Annotated in this window: 21 protein-coding genes; all 21 read left to right on the forward strand. The window is 59.3% G+C overall.

Translation table 11 applies throughout. The features are described 5' to 3' along the window. The 21 genes from hprK to IPH10_06325 all read left to right on the forward strand — a co-directional run bounded on the left by hprK (nt 1) and on the right by IPH10_06325 (nt 23,985). Nucleotides 1-972 (forward strand): HPr(Ser) kinase/phosphatase, encoded by a 972-nt coding sequence (gene hprK / locus IPH10_06225; GenBank protein ID MBK6910515.1) that lies wholly within the window; start codon nt 1-3, stop codon nt 970-972. A gap of 8 nt (nt 973-980) precedes the next feature. Then, nucleotides 981-1,358, forward strand: a complete 378-nt coding sequence (locus tag IPH10_06230) for a hypothetical protein (protein ID MBK6910516.1) — start codon at nt 981-983, stop codon at nt 1,356-1,358. Beyond that, nucleotides 1,355-1,852 carry a PTS sugar transporter subunit IIB gene (locus IPH10_06235; GenBank protein MBK6910517.1) on the forward strand — a complete coding sequence of 166 codons (498 nt, stop codon included), beginning with the start codon at nt 1,355-1,357 and terminating at the stop codon, nt 1,850-1,852. Before IPH10_06230 ends, IPH10_06235 begins: the two co-directional genes overlap by 4 nt. Before the next feature lie 4 nt (nt 1,853-1,856). Further along, a complete protein-coding gene (locus tag IPH10_06240) occupies nt 1,857-2,741 on the forward strand; it encodes an MCE family protein (GenBank protein MBK6910518.1) in 885 nt (294 codons plus the stop codon). Between the two features lie 11 nt (nt 2,742-2,752). Next, complete coding sequence (ade, locus tag IPH10_06245; GenBank protein MBK6910519.1) at nt 2,753-4,468, forward strand: adenine deaminase; 1,716 nt, start codon at nt 2,753-2,755, stop codon at nt 4,466-4,468. Beyond that, complete coding sequence (locus IPH10_06250; protein MBK6910520.1) at nt 4,443-5,825, forward strand: sigma 54-interacting transcriptional regulator; 1,383 nt, start codon at nt 4,443-4,445, stop codon at nt 5,823-5,825. The genes ade and IPH10_06250 overlap by 26 nt, the downstream gene beginning before the upstream one ends. 77 nt (nt 5,826-5,902) lie before the next feature. Further along, nucleotides 5,903-7,249 carry a histidine--tRNA ligase gene (gene hisS / locus IPH10_06255; GenBank protein MBK6910521.1) on the forward strand — a complete coding sequence of 449 codons (1,347 nt, stop codon included), beginning with the start codon at nt 5,903-5,905 and terminating at the stop codon, nt 7,247-7,249. Nucleotides 7,250-7,255: 6 nt separating this feature from the next. Beyond that, complete coding sequence (sfsA, locus tag IPH10_06260) at nt 7,256-7,945, forward strand: DNA/RNA nuclease SfsA (protein MBK6910522.1); 690 nt, start codon at nt 7,256-7,258, stop codon at nt 7,943-7,945. 2 nt (nt 7,946-7,947) lie between these two features. After that, nucleotides 7,948-9,336, forward strand: a complete 1,389-nt coding sequence (gene miaB, locus IPH10_06265; protein ID MBK6910523.1) for a tRNA (N6-isopentenyl adenosine(37)-C2)-methylthiotransferase MiaB — start codon at nt 7,948-7,950, stop codon at nt 9,334-9,336. Between the two features lie 27 nt (nt 9,337-9,363). After that, nucleotides 9,364-9,684 carry a LapA family protein gene (locus IPH10_06270; protein MBK6910524.1) on the forward strand — a complete coding sequence of 107 codons (321 nt, stop codon included), beginning with the start codon at nt 9,364-9,366 and terminating at the stop codon, nt 9,682-9,684. Beyond that, nucleotides 9,681-10,823: a hypothetical protein gene (locus tag IPH10_06275; GenBank protein MBK6910525.1), complete on the forward strand. Its 1,143-nt coding sequence runs from the start codon at nt 9,681-9,683 to the stop codon at nt 10,821-10,823. The genes IPH10_06270 and IPH10_06275 overlap by 4 nt, the downstream gene beginning before the upstream one ends. Further along, nucleotides 10,816-11,634, forward strand: coding sequence for an SPOR domain-containing protein (locus IPH10_06280; GenBank protein ID MBK6910526.1), 819 nt, complete (start codon nt 10,816-10,818; stop codon nt 11,632-11,634). Before IPH10_06275 ends, IPH10_06280 begins: the two co-directional genes overlap by 8 nt. 73 nt (nt 11,635-11,707) lie before the next feature. Next, nucleotides 11,708-14,317 (forward strand): DNA mismatch repair protein MutS, encoded by a 2,610-nt coding sequence (gene mutS / locus IPH10_06285; protein MBK6910527.1) that lies wholly within the window; start codon nt 11,708-11,710, stop codon nt 14,315-14,317. A 191-nt stretch (nt 14,318-14,508) separates the two neighbouring features. Further along, nucleotides 14,509-15,483 (forward strand): hypothetical protein, encoded by a 975-nt coding sequence (locus tag IPH10_06290; protein ID MBK6910528.1) that lies wholly within the window; start codon nt 14,509-14,511, stop codon nt 15,481-15,483. A 33-nt stretch (nt 15,484-15,516) separates the two neighbouring features. Next, the gene (locus IPH10_06295; GenBank protein ID MBK6910529.1) at nt 15,517-16,395 is read left to right on the forward strand and encodes a YicC family protein; all 879 of its coding nucleotides are present in this window, start codon (nt 15,517-15,519) and stop codon (nt 16,393-16,395) included. Next, nucleotides 16,388-16,960 carry a guanylate kinase gene (gene gmk / locus IPH10_06300; protein MBK6910530.1) on the forward strand — a complete coding sequence of 191 codons (573 nt, stop codon included), beginning with the start codon at nt 16,388-16,390 and terminating at the stop codon, nt 16,958-16,960. The genes IPH10_06295 and gmk overlap by 8 nt, the downstream gene beginning before the upstream one ends. A gap of 61 nt (nt 16,961-17,021) precedes the next feature. After that, the gene (locus tag IPH10_06305; protein ID MBK6910531.1) at nt 17,022-17,327 is read left to right on the forward strand and encodes a DNA-directed RNA polymerase subunit omega; all 306 of its coding nucleotides are present in this window, start codon (nt 17,022-17,024) and stop codon (nt 17,325-17,327) included. Then, entirely contained in the window at nt 17,317-19,404 is a 2,088-nt protein-coding gene (gene coaBC, locus IPH10_06310) for a bifunctional phosphopantothenoylcysteine decarboxylase/phosphopantothenate--cysteine ligase CoaBC (GenBank protein MBK6910532.1), read from the forward strand. The genes IPH10_06305 and coaBC overlap by 11 nt, the downstream gene beginning before the upstream one ends. Further along, nucleotides 19,401-20,111 carry a uracil-DNA glycosylase gene (locus IPH10_06315; GenBank protein ID MBK6910533.1) on the forward strand — a complete coding sequence of 237 codons (711 nt, stop codon included), beginning with the start codon at nt 19,401-19,403 and terminating at the stop codon, nt 20,109-20,111. Before coaBC ends, IPH10_06315 begins: the two co-directional genes overlap by 4 nt. A 100-nt stretch (nt 20,112-20,211) precedes the next feature. Beyond that, a complete protein-coding gene (gene dnaB, locus IPH10_06320; GenBank protein MBK6910534.1) occupies nt 20,212-21,708 on the forward strand; it encodes a replicative DNA helicase in 1,497 nt (498 codons plus the stop codon). A gap of 27 nt (nt 21,709-21,735) precedes the next feature. After that, nucleotides 21,736-23,985 carry a bifunctional (p)ppGpp synthetase/guanosine-3',5'-bis(diphosphate) 3'-pyrophosphohydrolase gene (locus IPH10_06325; protein ID MBK6910535.1) on the forward strand — a complete coding sequence of 750 codons (2,250 nt, stop codon included), beginning with the start codon at nt 21,736-21,738 and terminating at the stop codon, nt 23,983-23,985. Nucleotides 23,986-24,022 lie beyond the last annotated feature (37 nt).

Here is a 24,022-nt window from a genome sequence, read left to right on the forward strand (position 1 = left end):
ATGATAGAGCGACTGGCCGTAAGCGCCTTTTATCAAGAGAATCAGTCGCGACTGAGTCTCAAGCTGCGCAATAGTCCGCGCGGCTTGACGCGCGAGATATCGCAAAAGGAACTGCACCGTCCCGGCCTGGCGCTGGCCGGGTTCCTCGAACTGTTTACGTATGACCGGGTGCAAGTGCTCGGGAATACGGAAATGAAGTACCTGGCCAGCTTGTCAGACCATGAACGTCGGCAATCGCTGGCCAGGCTCTTCAATTTTGAAATCCCCTGTCTGATCGTTACGAACGACAATCCGCTTCCGCTCGAATTGATGCAGGCGGCGGATGCGTCGGCGGTGGCGATTTTCACGACGCCGCTGACGACGACGGAACTGACACATCTGCTGTCGGACTATCTCGACCACAAGTTTGCGCCCTCCACGACGATTCACGCTTCGCTCGTGGACGTCTACGGCACTGGTCTGCTGTTCACGGGCCGCAGTGGAATTGGCAAGTCCGAAGTCTCGCTCGACTTGGTTGAGCGCGGGCACCGGCTCGTCGCGGACGACATGGTGACGTTGACGCGCACCGCCGAGAATGTGATGATGGGAACGGGCCGCGAATATCTGCGCCACTACATGGAGATCCGCGGTATCGGGATCATTGACGTGGGCCGCATGTTTGGCGTGCGCGCGATTCGTCAGCAGAAGCGCGTCGAGACAGAAGTGGAACTTGTGGATTGGCGCGCCGACGCTGACTACGAACGGATCGGGCTGGACGAGCAGTACAAGGAATATCTTGGCGTGAAGATACCGCACGTGATACTGCCCATCTTCCCCGGGAAGAATATTACGGTCATCGCCGAAGCCATCGCGCTGAACTTGCACCTAAAGATATACGGATTTCATCCCGCCAAAGAATTCAGCCGCGCACTCTCGCAAGTTATGGAAAACAAGACCGTCCTGCAATCCTATCTCGAGAAAGATTTCGAGTAGGAGCGGTCATGATCCGCGTAATAATTGTCACTCATGGTTCGTTAGGCCAGTCGCTGTACGAGGCCGCAGCTTCGGTTTTGGGACCGCAAAGCGGCGTGACGGTGCTCTCGAACTCAGGATTGTCTCTGGATCAGATTCAGTCCGGCGTGCGCGAAAATCTGTCCGGCGAACCCACGCTGATCCTCGTTGATCTGTGCGGCGGTTCACCGTTCATGGCGTGCTGCGCGCTGACCGACGACACGGCGAACACCGCCATGGTGTCCGGCGTGAATCTTCCCATGCTGCTCTCCTTCTTCACTAAACGCGAAAAACTCTCCCTCACTGAGCTGGCGCAGACCGTCGAACGTGACGGCGTGCGCGGCGTTCAGGTTCGCTTGCCCGCATGATATCTCTCCCGTGGAAGAACAAGAAGAACGAATTCCCCATCGTTCGGGTTGACGATCGTTTGCTGCATGGCCAGGTCGTCGTCGGTTGGGTCGCCGCGCTGGCACTCGACCGGCTGATCGTGGCCAACGACCGGCTGATCTCGGACAAAGCGCTATGCGCAGCGCTGCGCGCCGGAGTGTCCGCGGATATTCGCGTGGACATTCTTGATCTCGACGGCGCCGTCGCGGGGTTGAGTTCGGGCGACTTTGCGTCGTCAAAATCCATGCTGGTGCTTGAAAGCCCCGGTGACGTTCTCAAGCTGATTCACAAAGGCGTGACTTTGAAGACCGTGCACATCGGCGGCCTGCACTTCCGTGAGGGCAGTGATGAGCTGCTGCCTTACGTCTATCTGTCCAATTGGGATCGCATGGCGCTCGATGAAATGGTCGAGCGCGGCGTGCGTGTCTCATGTCAGGACCTCCCCGCAACCACACCAGTCGTTTACCGCGGCTAACCAAATGAAGCTTGAATTGAAGGTCGGCATTGCCGTGCTGATGTCTATTGCCATAATTATTGGCGGCATCATGTGGGGCAAGGGCTACCGCCTTAACGCGAAGCGCTACGAAATTTCCGTACTCTTTACGAACACCGGCGGATTGGAGGTGGGCGCAAACGTGCTGGCTAACGGCGTGGTCAAGGGCCGCGTGAAGCACATTGACTTTCAGCAGGGTTATGTGCGTGTGACCGCCAAACTCGACGACGACGTGATCCTGTTCACCGATTATCTGGCCACCATCGAATCGCCCACGGTGATGGCTGGTCAGGTGCTCAGTTTGTATACGGGCACATCGCTGCAACGGCTGACGAATTACGTTGACCTGAAAGGCTCTGATCCGCAGGGCATGGCCGCGGTCATGATCAAACTGCAGGATTTCACGGGCCGCATTGAAGTGACGCTGAACCGTCTCGATTCCGTCTTGCTTGACGCGCATGCGATCATGGGTGACACGGCCAATCAGGCGAATCTATCGCGGCTCATGAGCGGCGCGGCCGGCGTCGCCGAACAGAGCAATGAGCTTTTGCGCGACAACCGACAGGCGCTCGAGGCCTCTTTGCGCGATCTGCGAGCGGCCATGGCCGCCGCGCGTGAGCTGGCCGAGTCATTGAACGGACGGTCGGATGGCACGATGGCGCGCGTGGATAGCGCCTTGTCCGAGCTGACCGGCGTAGCAGGCGAAGTGCGAACGCTCGTTTCCAACCTGAATTCCGATCAGAGTTCGATAGGGTTGTTGATGAACGATGATGAGTTCTATCGCAAACTCAACGCGACGCTCACGGAAGTGGACTCGCTGTCGTACCATCTGCGCACGGTGGGCCTGCGCCACAAGATTGTCCTGTTCTAACGAGAGTAGCGATGCTTGAGCTGACCGCCAAACAACGATTGTTAGCCGTCGCGCGCGGAGACCAGCCGGCGGACATCCTGTTGCGCAACGTGCGCGTGGTAAACACGATTTCGCACGAGATCGAGGACGTGAGCGTCGCGATTTTCGAGGGCCGCATCGCCGGACTTGGCGATTACTCGGCGCACGAGACGATTGATTTGGGTGGTCGCTTCTTGGCGCCCGCGCTGCTCGATGGTCATATTCACATCGAGTCCACGCTCCTCACTCCGCCTGAGTTCGCGCGTGCGGTGGTGCCATTGGGTACGGGCGGTGTGTTTTGTGATCCGCACGAGATCGCCAATGTTCTCGGCGGAGCCGGGATTCAGTTCATGCTCGACAGCTCTGAAGGCCTGCCGCTGAACGTCTGGGTGATGATCCCGTCGTGCGTGCCCGCGACGCACATGGAAACGGCAGGCGCAGCGATGCAGGCGTCCGATATGGCGCCCTTTCTGGCGCATCCGCGGGTGCGAGGGATCGCCGAAGTGATGAATTTCCCCGGTGTGGTATTGGGCTTCGAAGACGTATTGAAAAAGGTGGAGCTTGGCGCGGGACGACCGGTTGACGGGCATGCGCCGGGCGTGCGCGGCAAGTGGTTGAACGCTTACGCCGCCGCCGGGATCGGGACGGATCACGAAAGCACTCAGCTTGAAGAAGCGCATGAGAAGCTGCGGCGCGGCATGGCCGTCTTCATTCGCGAAGGCTCGACGGCCAAGAACATGCAGGCGCTGCTTCCGCTGGTGCGTCCGGAGACCGCGCACATGTTTGCGTTTGTCTCCGATGACCGGCACGCTGATGAATTGCTGCTTGAGGGCCACTTGAATGCCACGTTGCGCAAGGCGGTCAGCTTAGGACTCGATCCAATCATGGCCGTGGCGATGGCCAGCACGAACACCGCCCGCATCTTTGACGTCCGCAACACCGGCGCGATTACGCCCGGTCGGTACGCCGATCTTGTGTTGTTTGAAGACTTGCGGCAGTTTCGTCCGTTACGTGTCTGGCATCGCGGTCAGGAAGTCGCCCGCGAGGGCGAACTGCTCGCCAGTATTGCCCGTTATGACTCCAAGCGCGCGACCGGCACGGTGCACGTGCCCTCGCTGTCCCACGCTTCGTTCGCCGTTCCCGGCACGGCTGCCGTGCACGTGATTGACCTTATTCCCGATCAGATTGTCACACGGCGGTCCACGGCGCAGCTCCCCGTGGTGAACGCAGAATTGCAGGCCGATGTAACGCAGGATATCGCCAAGCTGGTCGTGATCGAACGTCACGGTCGCGGCGGCGCGATTGGCAAGGGCTTCGCGCGCGGATTCGGATTGCAGAGCGGCGCCTTGGCGTCAACGGTTGCGCATGATTCGCACAATCTAATTTGCGCGGGGATGAGCGATGACGACATGCTCTTGGCCGCGCGCACGTTGGCGGAATTGGGCGGTGGCTGGGTTGTAGTCAACCGTGGACAGATTCTGGCGCAACTGGCATTGCCGGTCGCCGGACTAATGTCCACCCAGAGCGCGGCCGAGATCACACCGGCCCTGGAAGCGCTGCATCATGCGGCTCGCGAACTCGGGTGCAAACTTTCGTCGCCATTTATGGCGCTTTCTTTCTTGGCCTTGCCGGTCATTCCGAGTTTAAAATTAACCGACATGGGTCTTGTGGATGTCGACGCCTTTGAACTCACCGGGCTCTTTGCCTGACCTCGCCAGCGCTATACGCGCCGAGATCGCGTCGCGTCTCACGCGACTGGCCCGTTCGCTGGCTGATACGCCGGCCGAGGAGTCAGCGGACGGAGACGTCACCCGCAGTCTGACGGACTTTCTGGCGACGTGGAAGGGATCGGCGACATTGCCGCTGGCCGACTCCGGCGCGGAGCATCGGTTGTTGCGCCGACTTTTTCCAGCCGGTCTCACGGCGCTGGATGCCTACCGCGAGTTACCGGATTCACCTGAAGTTCTGTTGGACCAAGCGCTGCAGCAGTCCGGCATCATTGGCAATTCTCCCGAGTTGCGCGACATCATGTCACGAGCGCTGTTGCTGGCCGCCACTCCTGCGCGGGTTCTGATTTCTGGCGAGACCGGCACTGGCAAAGACGTTATTGCGCGGTTCATTCACGAGCACTCGGCTCGGCGCGCCAAACCTTACGTTGTCGTTAACTGCGGCGCCCTCACGCCGCAATTGACTTTGGCTGAGCTTTTCGGACACGAGCCCCATTCGTTCACAGGGGCTGCCCCGCGCGGACGGAAGGGCAAGGTCGAGGCCGCCCACGGTGGTACGCTGTTTTTGGATGAAGTTGCCGATCTCTCGGAGGTCGGACAATCGGCGCTGCTCCGGCTGCTCGATCAAGGGGAGATCCAGCGCATCGGATCCGCGCAGACGCAATCGGTTGACGTGCGCATCATCAGCGCCACTCATCGCAACCTGATGGAGATGGTCGAGCGCGGCGCATTTCGTGAGGACTTATACTATCGGTTGGTCGTCGTGGAGCTGTCCGCGCCGCCGTTACGTCGGCGCGGAGAGGACGTGCTGCTATTGGCGGCGCATTTCATGAATCAACTTCGCCTGCAATACGGCCGGGCATGGCCGCGCGGCTTCACGTCGGCGGCGCGCAGCACGTTGCTCAATTTCCCGTGGAAAGGCAACGTACGCCAGCTCAAGCACGCGATCGAGCATGCCTTCATTCATGCGCAGGATGAATTGCTGGACGAAGCTCACTTCCCGATGCTCAAGAAGGTGGCCAGTCCTGCGCCGATTGCCGCTCCGCTCAACGTCGAACTGCTGAGCACGGATGTTGCCAACGTACTCGGCCGACCTTCACAGCATATCGTTAGTTACCTCCAATTGGCACCGGGCCACTGGTTCACGACTGTCAATGCGGCGAGTCGGCTCGAAAGCTCGGAAGCCACAGTCCGGACGCGGCTGCGTGCGCTGGCCGATGCCGGAGTTTTAGAGCGCCATGGCGACCGTCGTGGCCGCCGCTATCGGGTGGCACCTCAGTACATTCTTGATTTTGCGCCTAAAAACTCTGATATTAATAGCTTAGGCGAGCCGGATTGAGCTGCTGAGGCGCTGTCAGAACAGGTTTCAGGGCTCCGGGAGGAGCCCTTATTTAATTTTTTACAAAGGTTTAGATTTTGACGCGTCTGGAGCCCCGGACATTTCGCGGAACACGCGACTTCCTGCCATCCGAGCTTATCCCTCGTAGGCGGATTGTGCGCGTCATCGAAGATGCCTACCGGCGCTACGGTTTTCAGCCGTTGGAGACGCCGGCGATTGAGTATTTGGAGATTCTTACCGGGAAATCCGAAGAGAATGACAAGCTCATCTATGAGATTCGTCGCGCCCGGGGGGATGCCGAGGATACCGCCGAGAGCGCCATTGCGCTGCGCTACGACCTGACGGTGCCGCTGGCGCGAGTCGTTGCGCAGTACGCCGAATTGCCGCGACCGTTCAAACGCTATCAGATCCAACCGGTCTGGCGTGCCGACCGTCCGCAGCCGCGGCAGGGCCGCTATCGCGAGTTTGTGCAATGCGACGCGGACATTCTGGGCACAGCGTCGCCGTTGGCGGATGCCGAGATCCTCGCGCTCACGCATGAAGTGCTGCGCGACTTGGGTTTCGGGGATTTTCGGATTCGACTCTCTTCGCGAAAGTTTCTTGCCGGTCTTGCCGCCGTAATCACCGGTGATGAAGCGCACTTCACGGCCTTCTGCCGCTGCTTGGATAAGCTCGACAAGATCGGTTGGGACGGCGTCGAAGAAGAATTTCGCAAGAACGGTATTCCGGCCGCCGATGCGCGGACGCGGGTCACGGAACTTATGGCTGCGGGTGGGACTGCGCCGGATTTTCCAGCAGCGCGCCGACTCGTCGCGGCCAACGACGCAGCGCAAACAGGCTTGTTGGAGGTCGAAACGGTTTTCCACGCGGCCTGTGAACTTGGCGTCGCCGCGGGGCGGCTGTCATTCGATGCTACACTGGCCCGTGGCTTGGACTACTACACGGGTCCGATCTTTGAAACGGTTTTGCCCGCGCTGCCGCATCTTGGATCGCTGACCGGCGGCGGTCGTTATGACGGATTGGTGGCGACATTCTCGAAAGACAGCGTGCCCGCGACGGGAACGACAATCGGACTTGATCGTATTCAAACCGCGTTGACTCAGCTTGAACGCTTCACGCCGGAGCCTTCGGAAACTCAGGTGCTCGTGGCGCGATTCGATGACGCGGGTGTAAATGCAAATCTCGAGATTGCCGCCGAATTGCGCCGCACCGGACTGCGAGTCGAAATCTGGTATGACCAGGATCGGATGAAGAAGCAGTTTGCCTACGCCGATCAGCAGCGCATCCCGTTTGTCGTCGTCTGCGGTCCTGACGAGCGCGCGCGCGGCGAGGTTTCGTTGAAGAACCTGCGGTCGCAGCAGCAGGTGACGATGGCGCGTGCGGAACTTATTGGCGCGATACAGTCCGCGCTTTCCGGCCTGTAACACTCAGTGAAACTGCCGTCGCCGCTCGTACGTGGGACGCTCCTGCGCCGCTACAAGCGCTTCTTTGCGGATGTCTTGCTGGACGACGGGCGCGAAATCACAGCAGTCACGCCGAACACGGGCAGCATGAAAGGCGTGTGCATCGTCGGTGCGCCCGTCATGGTCAGTTATTCGGATTCGCCCACGCGCAAAATACCCTATACTTGGGAGCTGGTGGAGATCGCGGGCCGCTGGGTTGGCATCAACACTCATCTGCCCAATGGGCTAGTTGCCGAAGCGTTGACGAACCGCGCGATTCCCGAATTGGAACACTTCGGCAAATTCCGCCGTGAAGTCAAACTCCCCGGCGGATCGCGACTCGACTTCGCCTTGGGAGAAGACGAAGCGTTTGTCGAAGTCAAGAATGTGTCGCTGGTCGAGAACGGCGTGGCGCTGTTCCCTGACAGCGTTACCGAACGCGGCACTCGGCACCTCCACGAATTGATGGAACTGCAAGCGCACGGCAAACAGGGCTACATGCTCTACGTCGTACAGCACCACCAGGCCGTGAGTTTCACCCCGGCCGACGAGATTGATCCCGTCTATGGCACGACGGTCCGCGACGCGCATATGGCCGGTATCATATTGCTTGCCTACTCAGCCAAAGTTACCACCTCTGATATTATTCTGACACATTCACTGCCGATCGAATTGTAACCGTGCACGAACTGGTCACCCTGCAAGATAATCTGCGCGATCCCGCGCGCGCACCGATGCCTTCCACCGACGGCGCCGGACCGCGCGTGTACATTCGCACGTACGGTTGCCAGATGAATGTGTCCGATTCACAGACGATTGAGAGCATGCTCGCCGACGCGGGCTATCAGTTCACGGATTCCGCTGACGAGGCGGACGTTGTGCTGGTCAATACGTGTATGATTCGCGAGAGCGCCGAAGTGCGGGCCCTCGGTCAACTTGCCAATCTTTCCGCGCTCAAGAAATCGAATCCGGCTCGCGTCATTGGCATTCTCGGCTGCGTGGCGCAGGCCAAGCGGACGGAGATTCTCGAATCGCATCCCTACGTGGACATGGTTGTCGGGCCCGACGCCTATCGCCGTTTACCGATTCTTCTTGAAGAGCGTTTCATCTCTCCGCCCGGTAGCCCGGGATTGCTGGAGACGACGCTGCTGCGCGAGGAGCTCTACGACGACGTAATGCCGCGGCATCATGGCGGCGTAACCGCGTTCGTGACGATTATCCGCGGCTGCGACAAGTTTTGCAGCTTCTGCGTTGTACCGCGCACGCGCGGTCGTGAACGCAGTCGGCCGCTGCCCAGCGTCTTGCGCGAAGTCGAGCATTTGGTCTCGCAAGGCGTGCGCGATGTGATGCTGCTCGGTCAAAACGTAGATTCTTATCGCTGGCAAGGGCGCGACTTTGCCGATTGCCTTGCTGCCGTCGCCGAACTGCCCGGCGTCGCGCGCGTGCGCTACATGACCTCGCATCCGTCCGACATCTCTGAGAAGCTTTTGCGAACGATGGGCGAGCATCCCAGGATTTGCCCGTACCTGCATCTGCCCGTACAAGCAGGCAACAACCGCATACTTGAAGCAATGAATCGCCCGTACACCCGCGAGCACTATCTCGGTATTATCGAACGGGCGCGCAAGTATGTTCCCGGTATCGCGCTCTCGACCGACGTCATCGTCGGTTTTCCGACGGAAACCGAGGCCGAGTTCGAAGACACGTTTTCGCTGATGAACGAAGTCCGCTACGATACGGCGTTCATGTTCAAGTATTCAGAACGTCCGCTGACCAAGGCCTCGCGCCTCGAGGATGACATCCCCGAAGAGGTAAAAGTGGCACGGCTTGAACGGCTGATTGCGCTGCAGCAGCAGATTGCCCGCGAGTGCAACGAGGCGCAAGTCGGCAAGCTCAGCGAGATTCTGATTGAGGGCACTGCACCCAAAGATGCGGCCATGTGGTCGGGCCGCACTCCCGATTTTCGACCGGTTGTCGTGCCGATGAACGGCGAAGCGATCGGCGATATCGTGTCCGTGAAGTTGGACTCGTTAGTCGGCTTCACCTTCCACGCATCGCGACTTTCCTGACTCTCTCATCCTGCCTGGAGCCAATCCATGTGGATATTACGCTGGCTATTCTTACTGGTGGTCATCTTTTTTCTGGTCGGTTTTCTGTCGCAGAATGCCGAGCCGAAGGTGGCTGTCCAGATTATCACGTGGCAATCGCCTGAACTGCCGCTGTCGTTCATGCTCTTTCTGGCCGCGCTGGTTGGTTACATCGTGAGTTTACTGGTCGCGGTAATCAACCAATTGCGCTTGCGCAGCGAGCTTTCGACGCAAAAACGCCGCGTGCAGTCGCTGCAGCACGAACTCGATCGTCTGCGCAACTTCGCACTGGAAGATGAAGGCACCGAGACGGGAGTGACGCCGTCATGAGTTTCTTTGAATTTCTCTTCCTGCTGATCGTCGTTCTGGGCGGTGTGGGCGCCGCCTCGTACTTTCGCGACTGGAAGGTGCGTCGCAATGTCACGCCGGTGACGCCGTACGCGGAAGGATTGCGGGCCATGCTCGACGGTGACTCGCCGCGCGCCATTCAGAAATTGCGCGAAACGGTGACCGCCGACACGAACAACATAGACGCCTATTTGCGCTTGGGCACGCTTTACGCCGAGAACGGCGATATGGCGCGCGCGACGAAAATCCATCGCGCCCTGACTCTGCGCGGCGATCTGGTGGACCGGCAGAAACTGGACATCTACCGCGCATTGACCGAAGACTATCTGAAAGCGGGCGACACGGCGCGCGCGCTTGAAGCGGTGAATCAGATGCTCGGCATTGCCAAGAAAGATCCGTGGGCCTTGCAGCATCGGAGTGACCTGTTGGCGATGCAAGGACAGTGGCAGGCGGCCTACGAGTCCGCTGAAAAATTGAACGGCCATAGTACGACGTCCACGTCGCGCCGTCTGGCGGTGCTCAAGACGCTTGAAGGATCTCGTATCTGCCAGACAGGCAAGGAACGCGACGGCCGCATTCAGTTCCGGCAGGCCATTAAGCACGATGCCACGCTGGTCGCGCCCTACCTGTTCTGGGGCGATTCATATGTTCGCGAGGATCGGATCGAAGACGCCGTGAAAATTTGGCGGCGGTTGATAGACGTCAACCCCGCGCAGAGCTACGTGGCTTTTGAGCGGCTGGAATCTCATCTATTTGATTTGGGTCGTTTCTCTGAGATTGAGCAGATCTATCGCGGAGTGATCAGCAGCTATCCGCAGAACGTGCATGCCTACGCGGCTCTCTCGCGCTTCTTGCGCAAGAAAGGCGATGCGGGCGGCGCGATCACCACGCTGCGTGACGGTTTGGAACACAATCAGGAGAGCCTCTGGCTGCGCCGCCGCCTGATCAGGTTGTACCACGATGTGCATGACGTGGACGGAGTTTTGAACATGTCGCGCGATGTTCTGACGCGCGTGATGAAGGAGAGCTACGAATATACGTGCTCGAGTTGCGGCAACGTTTCGCGTGAACCGATCTGGCATTGCCCGAAGTGCAATAAGGTGGATTCGTATAATGTTTAAGTGGGCGCTGCTGCTCTTGTGTTTGTTGGCGGTGGCGTCAGCGCAGACCGTACGCAAATCTCCTGTGGACTTGCTCAAAGAGGGCCGACTGCTCGAAGCCCAGCGCATCCTCGAACAGAGCGACGCGCCGGAACGCTATTATCTGCTTATGGACGCTCTGCGCGAACCCAACGCGATTGAAGCGTGTTTCCTGTATCGGGAGATTTCAGCGCGATTCCCGGGCACGGACTGCGATGAGTTCGCTCAGGAGCGGCTCCTGCAAGCCGCGCAAATGGGAATTGACATCAGTGCGCTTGTTGTCGAGGCCACGCCCGAGTCCAAGCCTGGCGAGTGGCCGGCCGAGTCGCGCTACGAAGTTGAACGTCCTTACACTCCTCCGACTGATACGCAACGCGTCACGTCGTCGCCCGAGTTAAGCAGCACGACGCTGGACTATGGCACGGCTGCGCCGGTTGCGCCGGACAGCGGCGTTGTCGCGGCCTCGTTTACGCCGGATAAGCCGTTGACAGAATCAGACGCGGAGCCTCGACCGAAAGTTGTACCGCTCGACGACCCGCGCCGCCCACACGATGTGGTCGGTGGTCAGCCCGAGGGTTGGTACATACAGGTTGGCGCATTTAGCAATCATGCCAACGCGGACAAGATCGCCGCGCGCCTGCGCAGCGACGGTTTCAGCGTGTTTTTCAAACCCAAGGATCACCTGATGCAGGTGCGCGTCGGCGCCTATCCGACCAAAGAAGAGGCGCGCGCGATCGGCGATAAGATTCACGACAAGTACAGAGTGCCGGCTGTTTTGGTGACGGTGCCCTAAGCGCGGCCCGTTGCCCGTATCGCCTGCGCCGTTCCGTTTGGGGCGGCGCTTCCTGCCTAAAACAACTTCCCCGATGTCCACACCTTTGCTCAAACAGTACACTGAAATCAAGTCCCAATACCCGGACGTGATTCTGTTTTACCGGATGGGCGATTTCTACGAGCTGTTTTACGAAGATGCAAAGGTCGCGGCGGACGTGCTTGGCATCACGCTGACCAAACGCAACAGCGGCAAAGAGGGCGACGTTCCGTTGGCGGGCTTTCCGCATCATCAGTTGGAGACCTACTTGAGTCGTATGACGCGCGCGGGTTATCGCGTGGCCGTCTGCGACCAGTTGGAGGATCCAAAACTTGCAAAGGGGATTGTCAAACGGGGCGTGACGGAAGTCGTCAGCGCGGGCACGACATTCTCGACTTCACAGCTTGACGATCAGCGCAACAACTATTTGGCGGCGGTCTGTTTCGACGACGAGCATTGCGGACTGGCCTACGCCGATGTGACGGCGCAGGAATTTTTCACGGGTGTGCTGCCGAAGTCGGAACTGAGCGCGAGGCTGATCGCGCTCGAACCCGCCGAAGTAATTGTTGCTGCAGAAGACGAGGCGATCTTGCGGGAGCTGCTCATTGCCCTGCCGGGCTGCGCGGTATCGCCCGTGGCCCGCTGGCAATTTGCCGCCGATGGAGCGGACCGCGCGCTGCGTACGCATCTGAACGTCGCCAATCTCAAGGGATATGGTCTGGGCGACATGCAGGCCGCGGTGCAGGCCGCCGGTGCGTTGCTGCATTACCTGCGCTCGCAACAGAAGGATGCACAGGCCCTGCTGCCTGACCTGCGCGTCTTCACTGCCGGCCGTGAATTGGTGCTCGATCCTTCGACGCGCCGCAATCTCGAGCTAGTGGATTCGCCAAGCGGCCGCCGCGAAGCGACTCTGCTGCATGCGATTGACCGCACGCGAACCGCCGCCGGTGGGCGCTTGTTGCGCCGTTGGCTCCTTGCTCCGCTCACCGACATTGCCGAGATCGAACGCCGCCTGGATTGCGTTGAGGCGCTCGCGGCCGATGCCAACTCTGCGCTTACGTTGTCGGAGAAATTGCGCGAAACTTCCGATCTGCAGCGGCTGCTATCGCGCTTGACGACGCGCCGCGCCTCGCCGCGTGACGCGGTGGCTATCCGCCAAACTCTTGTGCAATTGCCGATTTTGCAGCGCACGCTGGCCCGGCATGAACAGAGTCCGCTCGCGCGCATCACCGCCGAACTCACGGAGCCTGTCGCGGTAAGCGGTTTGATTGCTACGATACTGGTAGATGATCCCCCTGTCACGTTGGGCGACGGTTCGGCGATTCGCGCAGGATTCTCGGCTGAACTCGACGACCTGCGTACAATCGGCACGCGCGCCCGCACTTGGATGCAGGAGCATCAGGCGCAGGAGCGCAATCGCACCGGCATTCCGTCGCTCAAGATCGGCTACAATCGCGTGTTTGGCTACTATATCGAGATTACCAACGCGCACAAAGAACGCATTCCGGCCGACTACATTCGCAAGCAGACGCTGACAGGAGCGGAGCGTTATGTAACGCCCGATCTGAAGGTGTGGGAAGAGCGTATCCTGCATGCTGACGAAAAGGCGGCGCGGCTCGAAGAAGAAATCTGGGAATCGCTGCGCACCGAGCTGTTGAGTCATGGCCCCGATTTGACGCGCATCGCACGGGCCCTCGCCGAGTTGGATGTGTATGTCGCGTTGGCATTGTTGGCGCGCGAGCAGCGCTACGTGCGGCCCATCATCAACGATAGCACGCGGCTCCTGATCGAACAAGGGCGGCATCCCGTGGTCGAGCGCCTCGTTTCGCAGGGGACGGGATTCATCGCGAACGATCTCGAGCTTGACACGCAGGCACGCCAGATCATGATCCTGACGGGTCCGAACATGTCGGGCAAGTCCACCTATCTGCGCCAGGCCGCGCTGATCGTGCTGCTCGCGCAAATGGGTTCATTCGTTCCGGCGGCGCGCGCCGAGGTCGGCATCGTGGATCGCGTCTTCACGCGGATTGGTGCCGGCGATAACCTTGCCGGTGGCGAGTCCACGTTTCTCGTTGAAATGGGCGAGGTGGCGAATATCCTGCGCCACGCCTCGCCGCGCTCGTTGCTCATTCTCGATGAAGTGGGTCGTGGTACCTCGACCTACGACGGTCTGTCCCTCGCTTGGGCCATCACGGAACATCTTCACGAGTCACCGCCTGTTGCGGCCAAGACGCTGTTTGCCACGCATTATCACGAACTCAATCGAATGGCGGCACAGTACCCGCGCATCTTTAACGCCCGCGTTGACGTTGAAGAGTGGGGCGACCGCGTTGTTTTTCTGCATCGGATTTCCTCTGGTGAAACTGACCGATCGTATGGAATTGAAGTCGCACGCTTGGCGGGACTACCTCAGGCGGTTGTCCAGCGTGCGCGAGAACTGCTTCCCAGTTGGGAAGATACCCCGAAATCCCTGCCCGATCCCCCCCCTTCCGACCCCCCTCGAATCCAGCTAACTCTTTTTGAATCCGATACTCAGCGTGTGGCAGATGCCCTCCAAGACCTCAATTTGGATGACTTAAGCCCTCGGGAAGCACTTGCTAAATTGTACGAAATCAAGACATTGGCCCTTGGCGACCGGAGTGCGAAGTTATTCCAAAAGCCTTGACTCTCCGTTAGTTTATCCTTATTTTTACTGTATATAGGCATAAGGTAGGAGACCGCCCGAGCGCATAACGCGCACCGCCCCCTTGATCGCTGCTTTGTACATTACCATCTAAACAGCTCAACAACTAACTTGAGCAAGTACAATTTGGTAACTCACATCTGATGGTGGAATTGCGAAGAATGGAGCAGTGCATGCGAACGGTGCGATGCATCGGACTGGTCATGGCCGTAGCGTTGTGCGCACAAGTTGCGACAGCGCAATGGGTTATTGGTAGATATGCCGGTGAGTTTCTCGACTTGGGTGCCGGAGCACGAGCCTTGGCGATGGGTGGAGCCTCAACCGCTTCCCCCGTTATCGCAACAGCAGGCTATTACAATCCTGCGGCATTAGCCGGAATGGCGGGCCGTTCGATTGAATTCATGCATGCATCGCAATTCGATAATCTGTTTACCTACGATTTCTTGTCCTACGCGACTCCGATGCAGCGCGGGATGTCCGGCGCGGTTACGGTGCTCTATGCGCGAGTCGGTGATATTCCACTGACGAAGTTAGCCGACCCGAGTCAGCCGCTCTCCGACGCGAATCGCGTCGAAGTTGACGGCGAAACCGGTGATCACGAATGGGCGGTCATGGCTTCCGGCGGTCGCCAGTTGAACGCTTCGTGGGATGTCGGAGCGACGGCCAAGATTCTCAGCAAGTCCGTGGCAGGTGAAACGGCGGTCGGACTGGGCTTTGATCTCGGTGTCCAGCGAGCCGTAGGGCGGCGGTCAGAAATCGGGGCCGCAGTGCGCGATGTCACCACCAGTACTATGGCGTGGTCCACAGGCCGTACCGAGTCCATTTTACCAACAGTCAGTCTTGGCGGGCGCTGGTCAGCACCGCTGCGGGCGATGAATGCCGATATTACGTTGGCGGCTGATGCCGTCGCGCGATTCGAGACCCGCGGCGAGGCCGAGGTTATCGCCGCCGGCCCGGTCTCGATTGAACCCCGGCTTGGCGCCGAGTACTTGATTGCACGGACGGTAGCTTTGCGGGCCGGCTTGAAAGGCGAGCGCTTCACTGCGGGAGCCGGACTCTTGTTTGGGAGTTTGAATGTCCACGCGGCCTTGGAAGACCACGCGGACCTTGGTCTGACCAATCGCGTCTCCGTCGGAGTCGCATTCTAAATTGCATTTCACTTACTGTGCCCAGATACATACATGATCTATTCGATGACCGGCTTCGGGCGGGGTGAAGCGACGGAAGAGGGGACCTCTGTTTCGGCGGAACTGCGGACGCTGAACAATCGCTACTTTGACTTCAGTTTGCGCGCGCCCAGATCACTGGTGAACTTCGAATCCGAGTTGCGGGAGGCCTGCCGCAAGGGTGTTGAGCGCGGGAAGATCACGTTGTCGTTGACCGAAAGCCGCGCCGGTTCGACGGCGGCGGCGCGGATTGACTTTGAGGCAGCCCGCCGAGTCGCCGTTCAGTTACAGGACCTTTGCACGGAATTGCGCATCACTGAGTCGGTGCATCTCGATCACCTGCTGCATTTCCCCGAAGTTGTGACGCCGATTGATCCGCCGGAAATTTCCGAACGCCTCTTGCGGTTGGCGCTAGCGGCAACGCAAGGCGCGATAGACAATTTGCGGCAGATGCGGCTCGAAGAAGGTCAGATGCTGACTCGCGATATGCATGCCCGTCTCGACCTGATCGCCACCGCGACGGAAGAAGTCAAGCGTGCCCAGGAAGGGTTGCCGACTCGCGCGCTGGAAAAGCTCAAAGACCGGATACAGCGTCTGGTCCCGACAGAGAGCTACGATCAAAGCCGCCTCGAGATGGAATTGGCGCTGTTGGCCGATCGCCTGGACATCACCGAAGAGTGCGTTCGACTGAACGGACACATTGCGGCCTTTCGCAAAAGCCTTAACCAGCCCGACGGGCCGGTGGGCAAAAAGCTCGGCTTTCTGTTGCAAGAGATGAATCGGGAGGCGAATACGATTGCCTCAAAGACGTCGAGCCTTGAGATTTCTCATTTAACCGTCAGCATCCGCGAAGAGATCGAGCGGCTGCGAGAGCAGGTGCAGAATCTTGAGTGATCGCGGCCGGTTGATCGTTTTTGCGGCTCCGGCTGGTGGCGGGAAGACGACGGTCATCAAGGCCGTGCGGGCGCTTCATCCCGAATGGAGTTTTTCGTGCAGCGCGACGACGCGTGAACCGCGTCCCGGCGAAGTGGACGGACTGGATTACTATTTTTTGTCTCGAGAGGAATTTCTTCGCCGGGTGGCGGCGGGTGAATTCATCGAACACGAAGTTGTGCACGGGAATCTGTACGGCACATTGCGCTCGTATATAGAACGGGCCCTGGTTCACAAACAGACGATGGTTCTCGATCTGGATGTGAAAGGCGCGGCCAATATTAAGCGCTACTATCCCGAAGCACTGACGATTTTTATCAAGCCGCCGTCGCTCTCCGTTCTGCATGAACGGCTGACACGGCGCGGCACGGAGAGCACGGAAGTTATCGCGCGTCGGCTGGCGCGCGCCGAAATGGAAATGGCGCAGGCGGATTCATTCGACTGTGTCGTGATCAACCAAGAGATTGAACAGGCTGTTGCGGACACGCTGCGCTGTATTGAGCACGGCCGTCCACTGACAGCATAACCCATCGCCGCGGAATCCCTGACAGTCGGGGGGACATTCCGCACAACATGACAAGGAAACCATGCCTTATACCCCAGAATTCCATCCCGAGTCGTTTGTCGGCAAGGCCGAGAATGTGTACGAAGCCGTCCTGGTGATCGCGCGCCGCGCTCGTCAGGTTGGCGAATTGCAGAAGCGCCGGATTGATCGGCACCTCGGTCAGACCGAAGTGCTCGAGCAGGCGGCGGCTCGCGCTCGCGCCGAAAGCGGCGACGACTCGGTGGAGATTGAAGAGATTGAGCGCGAGAAATTGCACTTCACGAAACCTGTGGTGATTTCGTTGCAGGAAATGGTGGACGGCAAGATCGAGAAAAAGTATGAAGAATAATCGTCGCCCCGAGCGCGAACCGCGCGCGGCGGGCGAATTGAGTGGACGGCGCATTCTTCTCGGTGTTACGGGCGGTATCGCGGCTTACAAGGCCGTCGAGCTGGCCCGGCTGCTGATGCAGTCCGGCGCCAAGGTACAGGTGATTATGACGGCGGCGGCGACGAAGTTTGTCGTGCCGCTGACGTTTGAGACGGTGACGGGGCGCAGTGTGTTTGTGGAGATGTTTCCCGATCACGGGAAAGAATCGCCGTGGCATACTGAACTGTCGTCATGGGCCGAATTGATCGTCGTCGCGCCGGCGACCGCGGATCACATTGGCCGGATTGCCTGCGGCTTGGGAGATGATCTGTTGACTACGACGCTGCTGGCGTATGAACGCCGCCGCGTGATCTGCCCTTCGATGAACCCGCGCATGTGGGCCAATCCGGCGGTGCAGGAGAATCTCAATACGCTGCGTCGCCGCGGCTTTCGTGTGATTAATCCCGAAGAGGGCGAAATGGCGCGTCCGGGTGAAGACCCGGGTCTGGGCCGCCTGGCCGAACCGGAGACGATTTACGCCGAACTGCGTCATCTGCTCAGCGCGCCGCAGGATTTGCGCGGAGTGCGCGTGCTGGTGACGGCCGGTCGCACCGAAGAGAGTTGGGATCCCGTGCGCGTGCTGACCAATCGCGCCTCGGGCCGCATGGGTTTTGCCTTGGCCGAAGAAGCGCGCGAGCGCGGTGCTGAAGTGAGTCTTGTCGCCGGACCGACTGATGTCACGCCGCCGACCGGCGTGCGCTTGACTCGCATTACTACTGCGCGGCAGATGGCGGAAGCGGTCAAACGCGATTTTCACCAATGCAACATTTTGTTGATGTCCGCCGCGGTCAGCGACTACACCTTCGAGAACACCGCGCAGAATAAGATCAAGAAGGGCGACCCAGACCCCGAGATCCACTTGGTGCCGACGGAAGATATTTTGCGCGGCATCTCGCAGAACAAGGGCAGTCGCGTGATCGTCGGCTTCGCGCTCGAGACCGAGAACGTGTTGGACAACGCCTTGCGCAAGCTGCGCGAGAAGCATCTTGACATCGTCGTCGCCAACAATCCGCTCGCCAAGGGCAGCGGGTTCCAGGTTGAGACGAATCAGGTCTTCATCATCCACCGTTCCGGCAATGTGCAGGACCTGCCGTTGCAATCGAAGCGCGAAATCGCGCGCGAGATTCTCAACGCGGTCATGGAAATCTATCGCAATCCGCTGCCCGAACCGGATGTCGAGCCGGAACTCGATCTGGATATTGAGCCGGAACTGGATGATGAGATCATCGAAGACACGCACGGTCTCGTGCGCTTCGAAGGCTTGGATCTCGAAGACGCTGCGGACGAACGACAGAAGTCGCAGCCGAAATCCGGCAAGGGTCAGGGCAAGCAGAAGCCGAAAGAGCAGCACAAGCAGCCAAAGCCACAGCCCAAAGCTCAGGCCAAGCCGCAGCCGCCGCAACAGCAGAAGCCCCAGCAGCCTACCAAGCCGCAACCGCAGCAGCAACCGAAACCGCAGCCCAGGCCTCAATCGAAACCTGAGCCGGTCGAACTGAAGAACGGGCATACGCCGCCCGCGCCCGTCGTAACACCGCCGCAGGTTCAACCTGCGACGCCACCGACCGCCGCGCAAATTGCCGCCGGTCAGGCCGCGAAGAAGAAATCGCGTCGTGGTGGTCGTCGTGAACGCCTGCGTCGTGAACGTCAAGCTCAGCGAGCGGCCAATCAGTCGGGCATGCCGTTCGTCAACGACGCGCCCGTTGTGACACACGCCGCTCCCGTCGAGGCCGTGGCCAAGCCGCAGGGTGCGATGGCCGAGCAGCAGCCCGCTAAGGCCGCCAAGAAATCGCGCGGTCGGGACAAACCTAAGGCCGAGCCGAAGCCCGTAGAATCCGTTGCCGCCGCTCCGGTTGTCGAGAAGCCCGAAGCGCCGAAAAAGGCCGCCAAGAAAAAAGCTGAAAAGACTCCGGCGGAAGCCAAGGCCGCGAAGCCGAAAGCTCCCAAGAAAGCCGTGAAGAAGTCGGCGAAGAAACCCACCGAAACCGAACCGGTGGCATGAGTAAGGCGCGCGCCGTCAAGAATTATCTCGACACGCTCGCGCTATTCGAAGATGAACTCTATCTACCGACCGTAGCCGCGCCGGCAGCCGCGCCATCGGTCGCAGCGACTTCCCGATCACTACGTGTATTGACCGGCGCCGTGCAACCGCTGCCCGCAAGTCTGGCCGAGTTCGAAACGCAGATCTGTGATTGCACGAAATGCGCGCTGGGGCATTCCCGCACGAAATTTGTCTACGGCGACGGCGATCCGCAGGCCCGTATCGTGTTTGTTGGCGAAGCCCCCGGCCACGATGAAGACATGTCCGGTATTCCGTTCATCGGTCGCGCGGGTCAACTGCTCAATGAAATGCTGGCCGCTGTCGGACTTGACCGTAAACAGGTTTACATCTGCAACACGCTCAAATGCCGTCCGCCGAACAATCGCGATCCGCTGCCCGAAGAAAAGGCCGAATGCCGTCCCTATCTGCGTACGCAGCTATCGCTCATCAGTCCCGAGATCATCGTCTGTTTGGGAAAGCACGCCGCTAACGAATTACTCGGCAGCGACGATGCGATGAAGAACCTGCGGGGCCGCGTCATTCCGTGGGAAGGGATGCGGCTGTTGGTCACCTATCATCCGGCGTATTACCTGCGCAACATGAGTCAGAAAGTGTACGGCGACGAGGACTTTAAGCTGCTGCGCAAGCTGTACGACGAATTGAATTGACCGGATCACGGCTGCCGCCGCGCGAAGGTCATTCTGAATCACATGACGGTTTTCTCTGACTCCGGATTCGGATTTGGAGTTTTGAATTTGGAGTATTCTATTGGCTCAACCCGCCTACTCAGAGCGCTCGCAACAGCCGGATATGGCCGGTGTGCGGGTACCGCCGCAGTCGCCCGAGATGGAGCGGGCGTTGTTAGGCGCGCTGCTGTCGGATGGCGGGGCGTTCGTGCGGATTGCGCACCTGCTCGAACCGGCGTCGTTCTATAAGCCGAACAACCGCACGCTGTTTCAGGCGATGGCGGATCTTGATCTGCGGCGCGAGCCGATTGATCTGATCACGATCACCGATGAACTGCGGCGCGTTGGCAAGCTCGAAGAGGTCGGCGGCGTACCATTCTTGAGTGAGATGGCCGCCGAAGTACCGACGTCGGCCAATATTGAGCACTATGCGGCCGTCGTGCATGAGAAGGCGCTTCTGCGCAACATCATCTCGATGAGCGCCAAGTCAGTCAGTTCGGCCAGCGACCCCTCGGCGCGTGCCGACGCGGTCTTTGAACAGGTGCAGCGCGAGCTTGTGGATCTTATCGGCAGACGGCGCGGCGGGAATATCCTGACCTCGCTTGAAGCCGTCAAGACGACCTTCGAGCATATCGAGCACATGAAGTCGCGCGAAGGTCATGTCCACGGCATCACCTCGGGGTTTGATCGCCTCGACGACTACACCACAGGCTTTAATCCGGGCGAGTTGATCATCGTGGCGGCGCGGCCCTCGATGGGCAAGACGGCCTTGGCGATGAACATTGCTACCGGTGCCGCTCAGCACGGCGGCGCCTCGGTTGCGATCTTCTCGCTTGAAATGGACGTCCGGCAGTTAGTGCTGCGTATGCTTGCGGGCGAAGCGCACATCGGCTTGCAGCGGGTTCGCACGGGCCGCATGACCAAAGACGAATACGCCCGGCTCTCGAATGCGGCGGGACGGCTCGCCGACATGAATTTGTTCTTTGACGATCAGCCCGGCTTGGAAATCGGCGAATTGCGCGCGCGGGCACGGCAGCTCTATATCGAACACAAGATCAATCTAATCGTGATTGACTACTTGCAGCTCATTACGCCGCCTAAAATGGTGGACAATCAGCAGCAGTGGATCGCCTATGTGTCGGCGTCGCTCAAGAACCTGGCCAAGGAACTGAAGATTCCAATCATTGTGCTCTCGCAGTTGTCTCGCGCGACCGAGTCTCGCGGCGGCGAGCGCAAACCGCTGCTGTCCGACTTGCGCGATTCCGGAGCGATTGAGCAGGATGCGGACGTCGTGATGTTTGTCTATCGTCCCGAGTATTACAAGGATTTGTGGAAAGGGAAGAAGGACCCGCAGTACGAGATCGGTAGCCAATCCTATCCGATTGAAGGTCTGGCGGAGATCATCGTAGCCAAGAATCGTAACGGCCCGACCGGTTCACTCGCGTTGACGTTTATCAAGGAATATACGATGTTCGCCCCGCTTGAAGGCCACGCGCGAAGTCTGCCGCCGGCCGGTGGCGAAGAACATACTGATTATGGCGACAATACTCTGTCGCCCGTGGATGATTCTCCGTTTTAGACAACATAGGAATTCGCTCGCACACGCATGGGAAGCCCCGCGCCGAAACTCGATGTTCCGGAGGCCGCGCCAAGTACGCTGGCACCGTTAGCCGGTCCCCAGTACGAGGGGATCGAGCCCGAGTTTGTGCGTTCGCTCGATGCCATTCGCATCGCGCTGTTGCAGACCTTCCCCAACGCGGATTTCGGATTTGTCGAACGCGCCTTTCACTTCGCCTACGACGCGCATAAGAATCAGCGCCGCCTATCCGGCGAAGCCTACATTACGCATCTGCTGTCCGTCGCCGAAATTCTGGCCGAACTGCACATGCGCGAAGACGTCATCGCCGCCGGACTCCTGCACGACGTCGTGGAAGATACCGAGACGACCATCGAGCAAGTGCGCGCCAAGTTTGGCGAAGGCGTTGCCAAGATGGTGGACGGCGTCACCAAGATTCCGCAGCTCAAGTACGAGTCCAAGGAGAAGCAGCAGGCCGAGAATCTGCACAAGATGCTGCTGTCGATGGTCAATGACTTACGCGTCATTCTGATCAAGTTCGCCGACCGCCTGCACAACATGCGCACTATCGGTCACATGACGCGGCAGCAGCAGGAACGCATCGCGCTCGAAACAATGGATGTGTACGCGCCGCTGGCGCATCGCCTGGGCGTCTATCAGATAAAGTGGGAGTTGGAAGACCTGGCCTTCAAGGTGCTCGAACCGCGCGCCTATCATGAATTGGCCGAGAAGGTCTCGCTGAAGCGCAATGAGCGCGAGCGCATCATCAAGCGCGAATGTGCGCGTATCCAGTCGGAGTTGCAGAAGGCCGCCGTCAAGGGAATGGTGACGGGCCGCCCGAAGCACCTCTATTCGATTCACAATAAGATTAAGACGCGCGGCTATCCGTTCGAGGAGATTCTCGACCTGCTGGCCATCCGCATTATCGTTTCGAAGATGGAAGAGTGCTACTATGCGCTGGGCATCGTGCACTCGCTCTATACGCCGATTCAGGACAAGTTTACTGACTACATCGCGACGCCCAAGTCAAACATGTACCAGTCGCTGCACACCAAGGTGTTCGGTCCTGACGGCCGCAAAATCGAAGTGCAGATTCGCACCGAAGAGATGCACAGCCGCGCGGAGTTCGGCATCGCTGCGCACTGGCGCTATAAAGAGGGCGATCAGAGCCGCAAGGAGCTTGACCGGCAGATCGAATGGCTGCGCAGTCTGTTGGCAAATCAGGCCGAATCGGGCAACTCGCGCGAGTATCTTGAAGACCTCAAGATCAATCTGTTTGAGGGCGAAATCTTCGTCTTCACTCCGCGCGGCAAACTGTTGACCTTGCCCGTCGGTTCGACTCCCGTGGATTTCGCGTTCGCCGTGCACACCGATGTCGGCCTGCATGCGATGGCGGTGAAAATCAACGGTCACATTGCGCCGCTGAAGGCGGTGTTGAAATCGGGCGACCTGGTCGAAGTGATCGTGTCTCCGAACCAGCGCCCCAATCCTGATTGGCTGCAGTTTGTCAAAACCAGCCGCGCGCGCAACAAGATCAAGAAGTGGCTGAAAGAGCAGCACTTTGAAGAGTCGCAGCGCTTGGGCCGGGAAATGCTTTCGCGTGAACTGACGCGCCTGCGCCACAAAAAAACCGACAAAGAGCTTGTGGAGATCGCGCAGCTCTTCGGTCATAACCTTGAGAGTTTCCTGGCGGCCATCGGTTCGGGCGACCTGACGCTTGAAAACGTGGTGCGCAAGCTGGCTCCCGATCCCGGTCCGACCAACCCCGTCGCGAATGTGCTGTCTAAGGTCATTCAGCGCGTCAAGGGTTCGGATAGCGGAATTCGCATTCACGGCATGGATCAGGTCGCGGTCAGCTTCGGCATATGCTGCCAGCCGCTTCCGGGCGATCAGATCACCGGGTTCATCAGTTCAGGCCGCGGCGTGGTCGTACACCGCGTGGACTGCAAGAATATTCCCTTCCTGATGCGCCACCCTGAGCGCAATATGCAAGTGGAGTGGGACGCGGACCGCGAGGCCAAGTTTAACGTGCGCGTTAAGCTCGTGGCTGAAGATCGCCAACAGCTTTTGGGTGACGTCACCGTCGGCCTGGCCAAGGAGGACGTCAACATGCTCTACATTGAAATGAAGCGCGAAGATCAGTTTGCCACGGGGCGGCTGGTCCTTGAGGTCAAGTCGCTGCTGCATCTGCAGCGCGTCCTCAAACGTATCCGCGCGATTCCCGGCGTGCTTCATGTGGAGCGTCTCGACGAAGAGACCTCGGCGCAGCAGCCGATGTAGCGGCAACAGGTTTAATGACAATAAAGTGCAGTTACTA

The organism is bacterium, from assembly GCA_016702305.1.
GTDB lineage: Bacteria > Electryoneota > RPQS01 > RPQS01 > RPQS01 > JABWCQ01.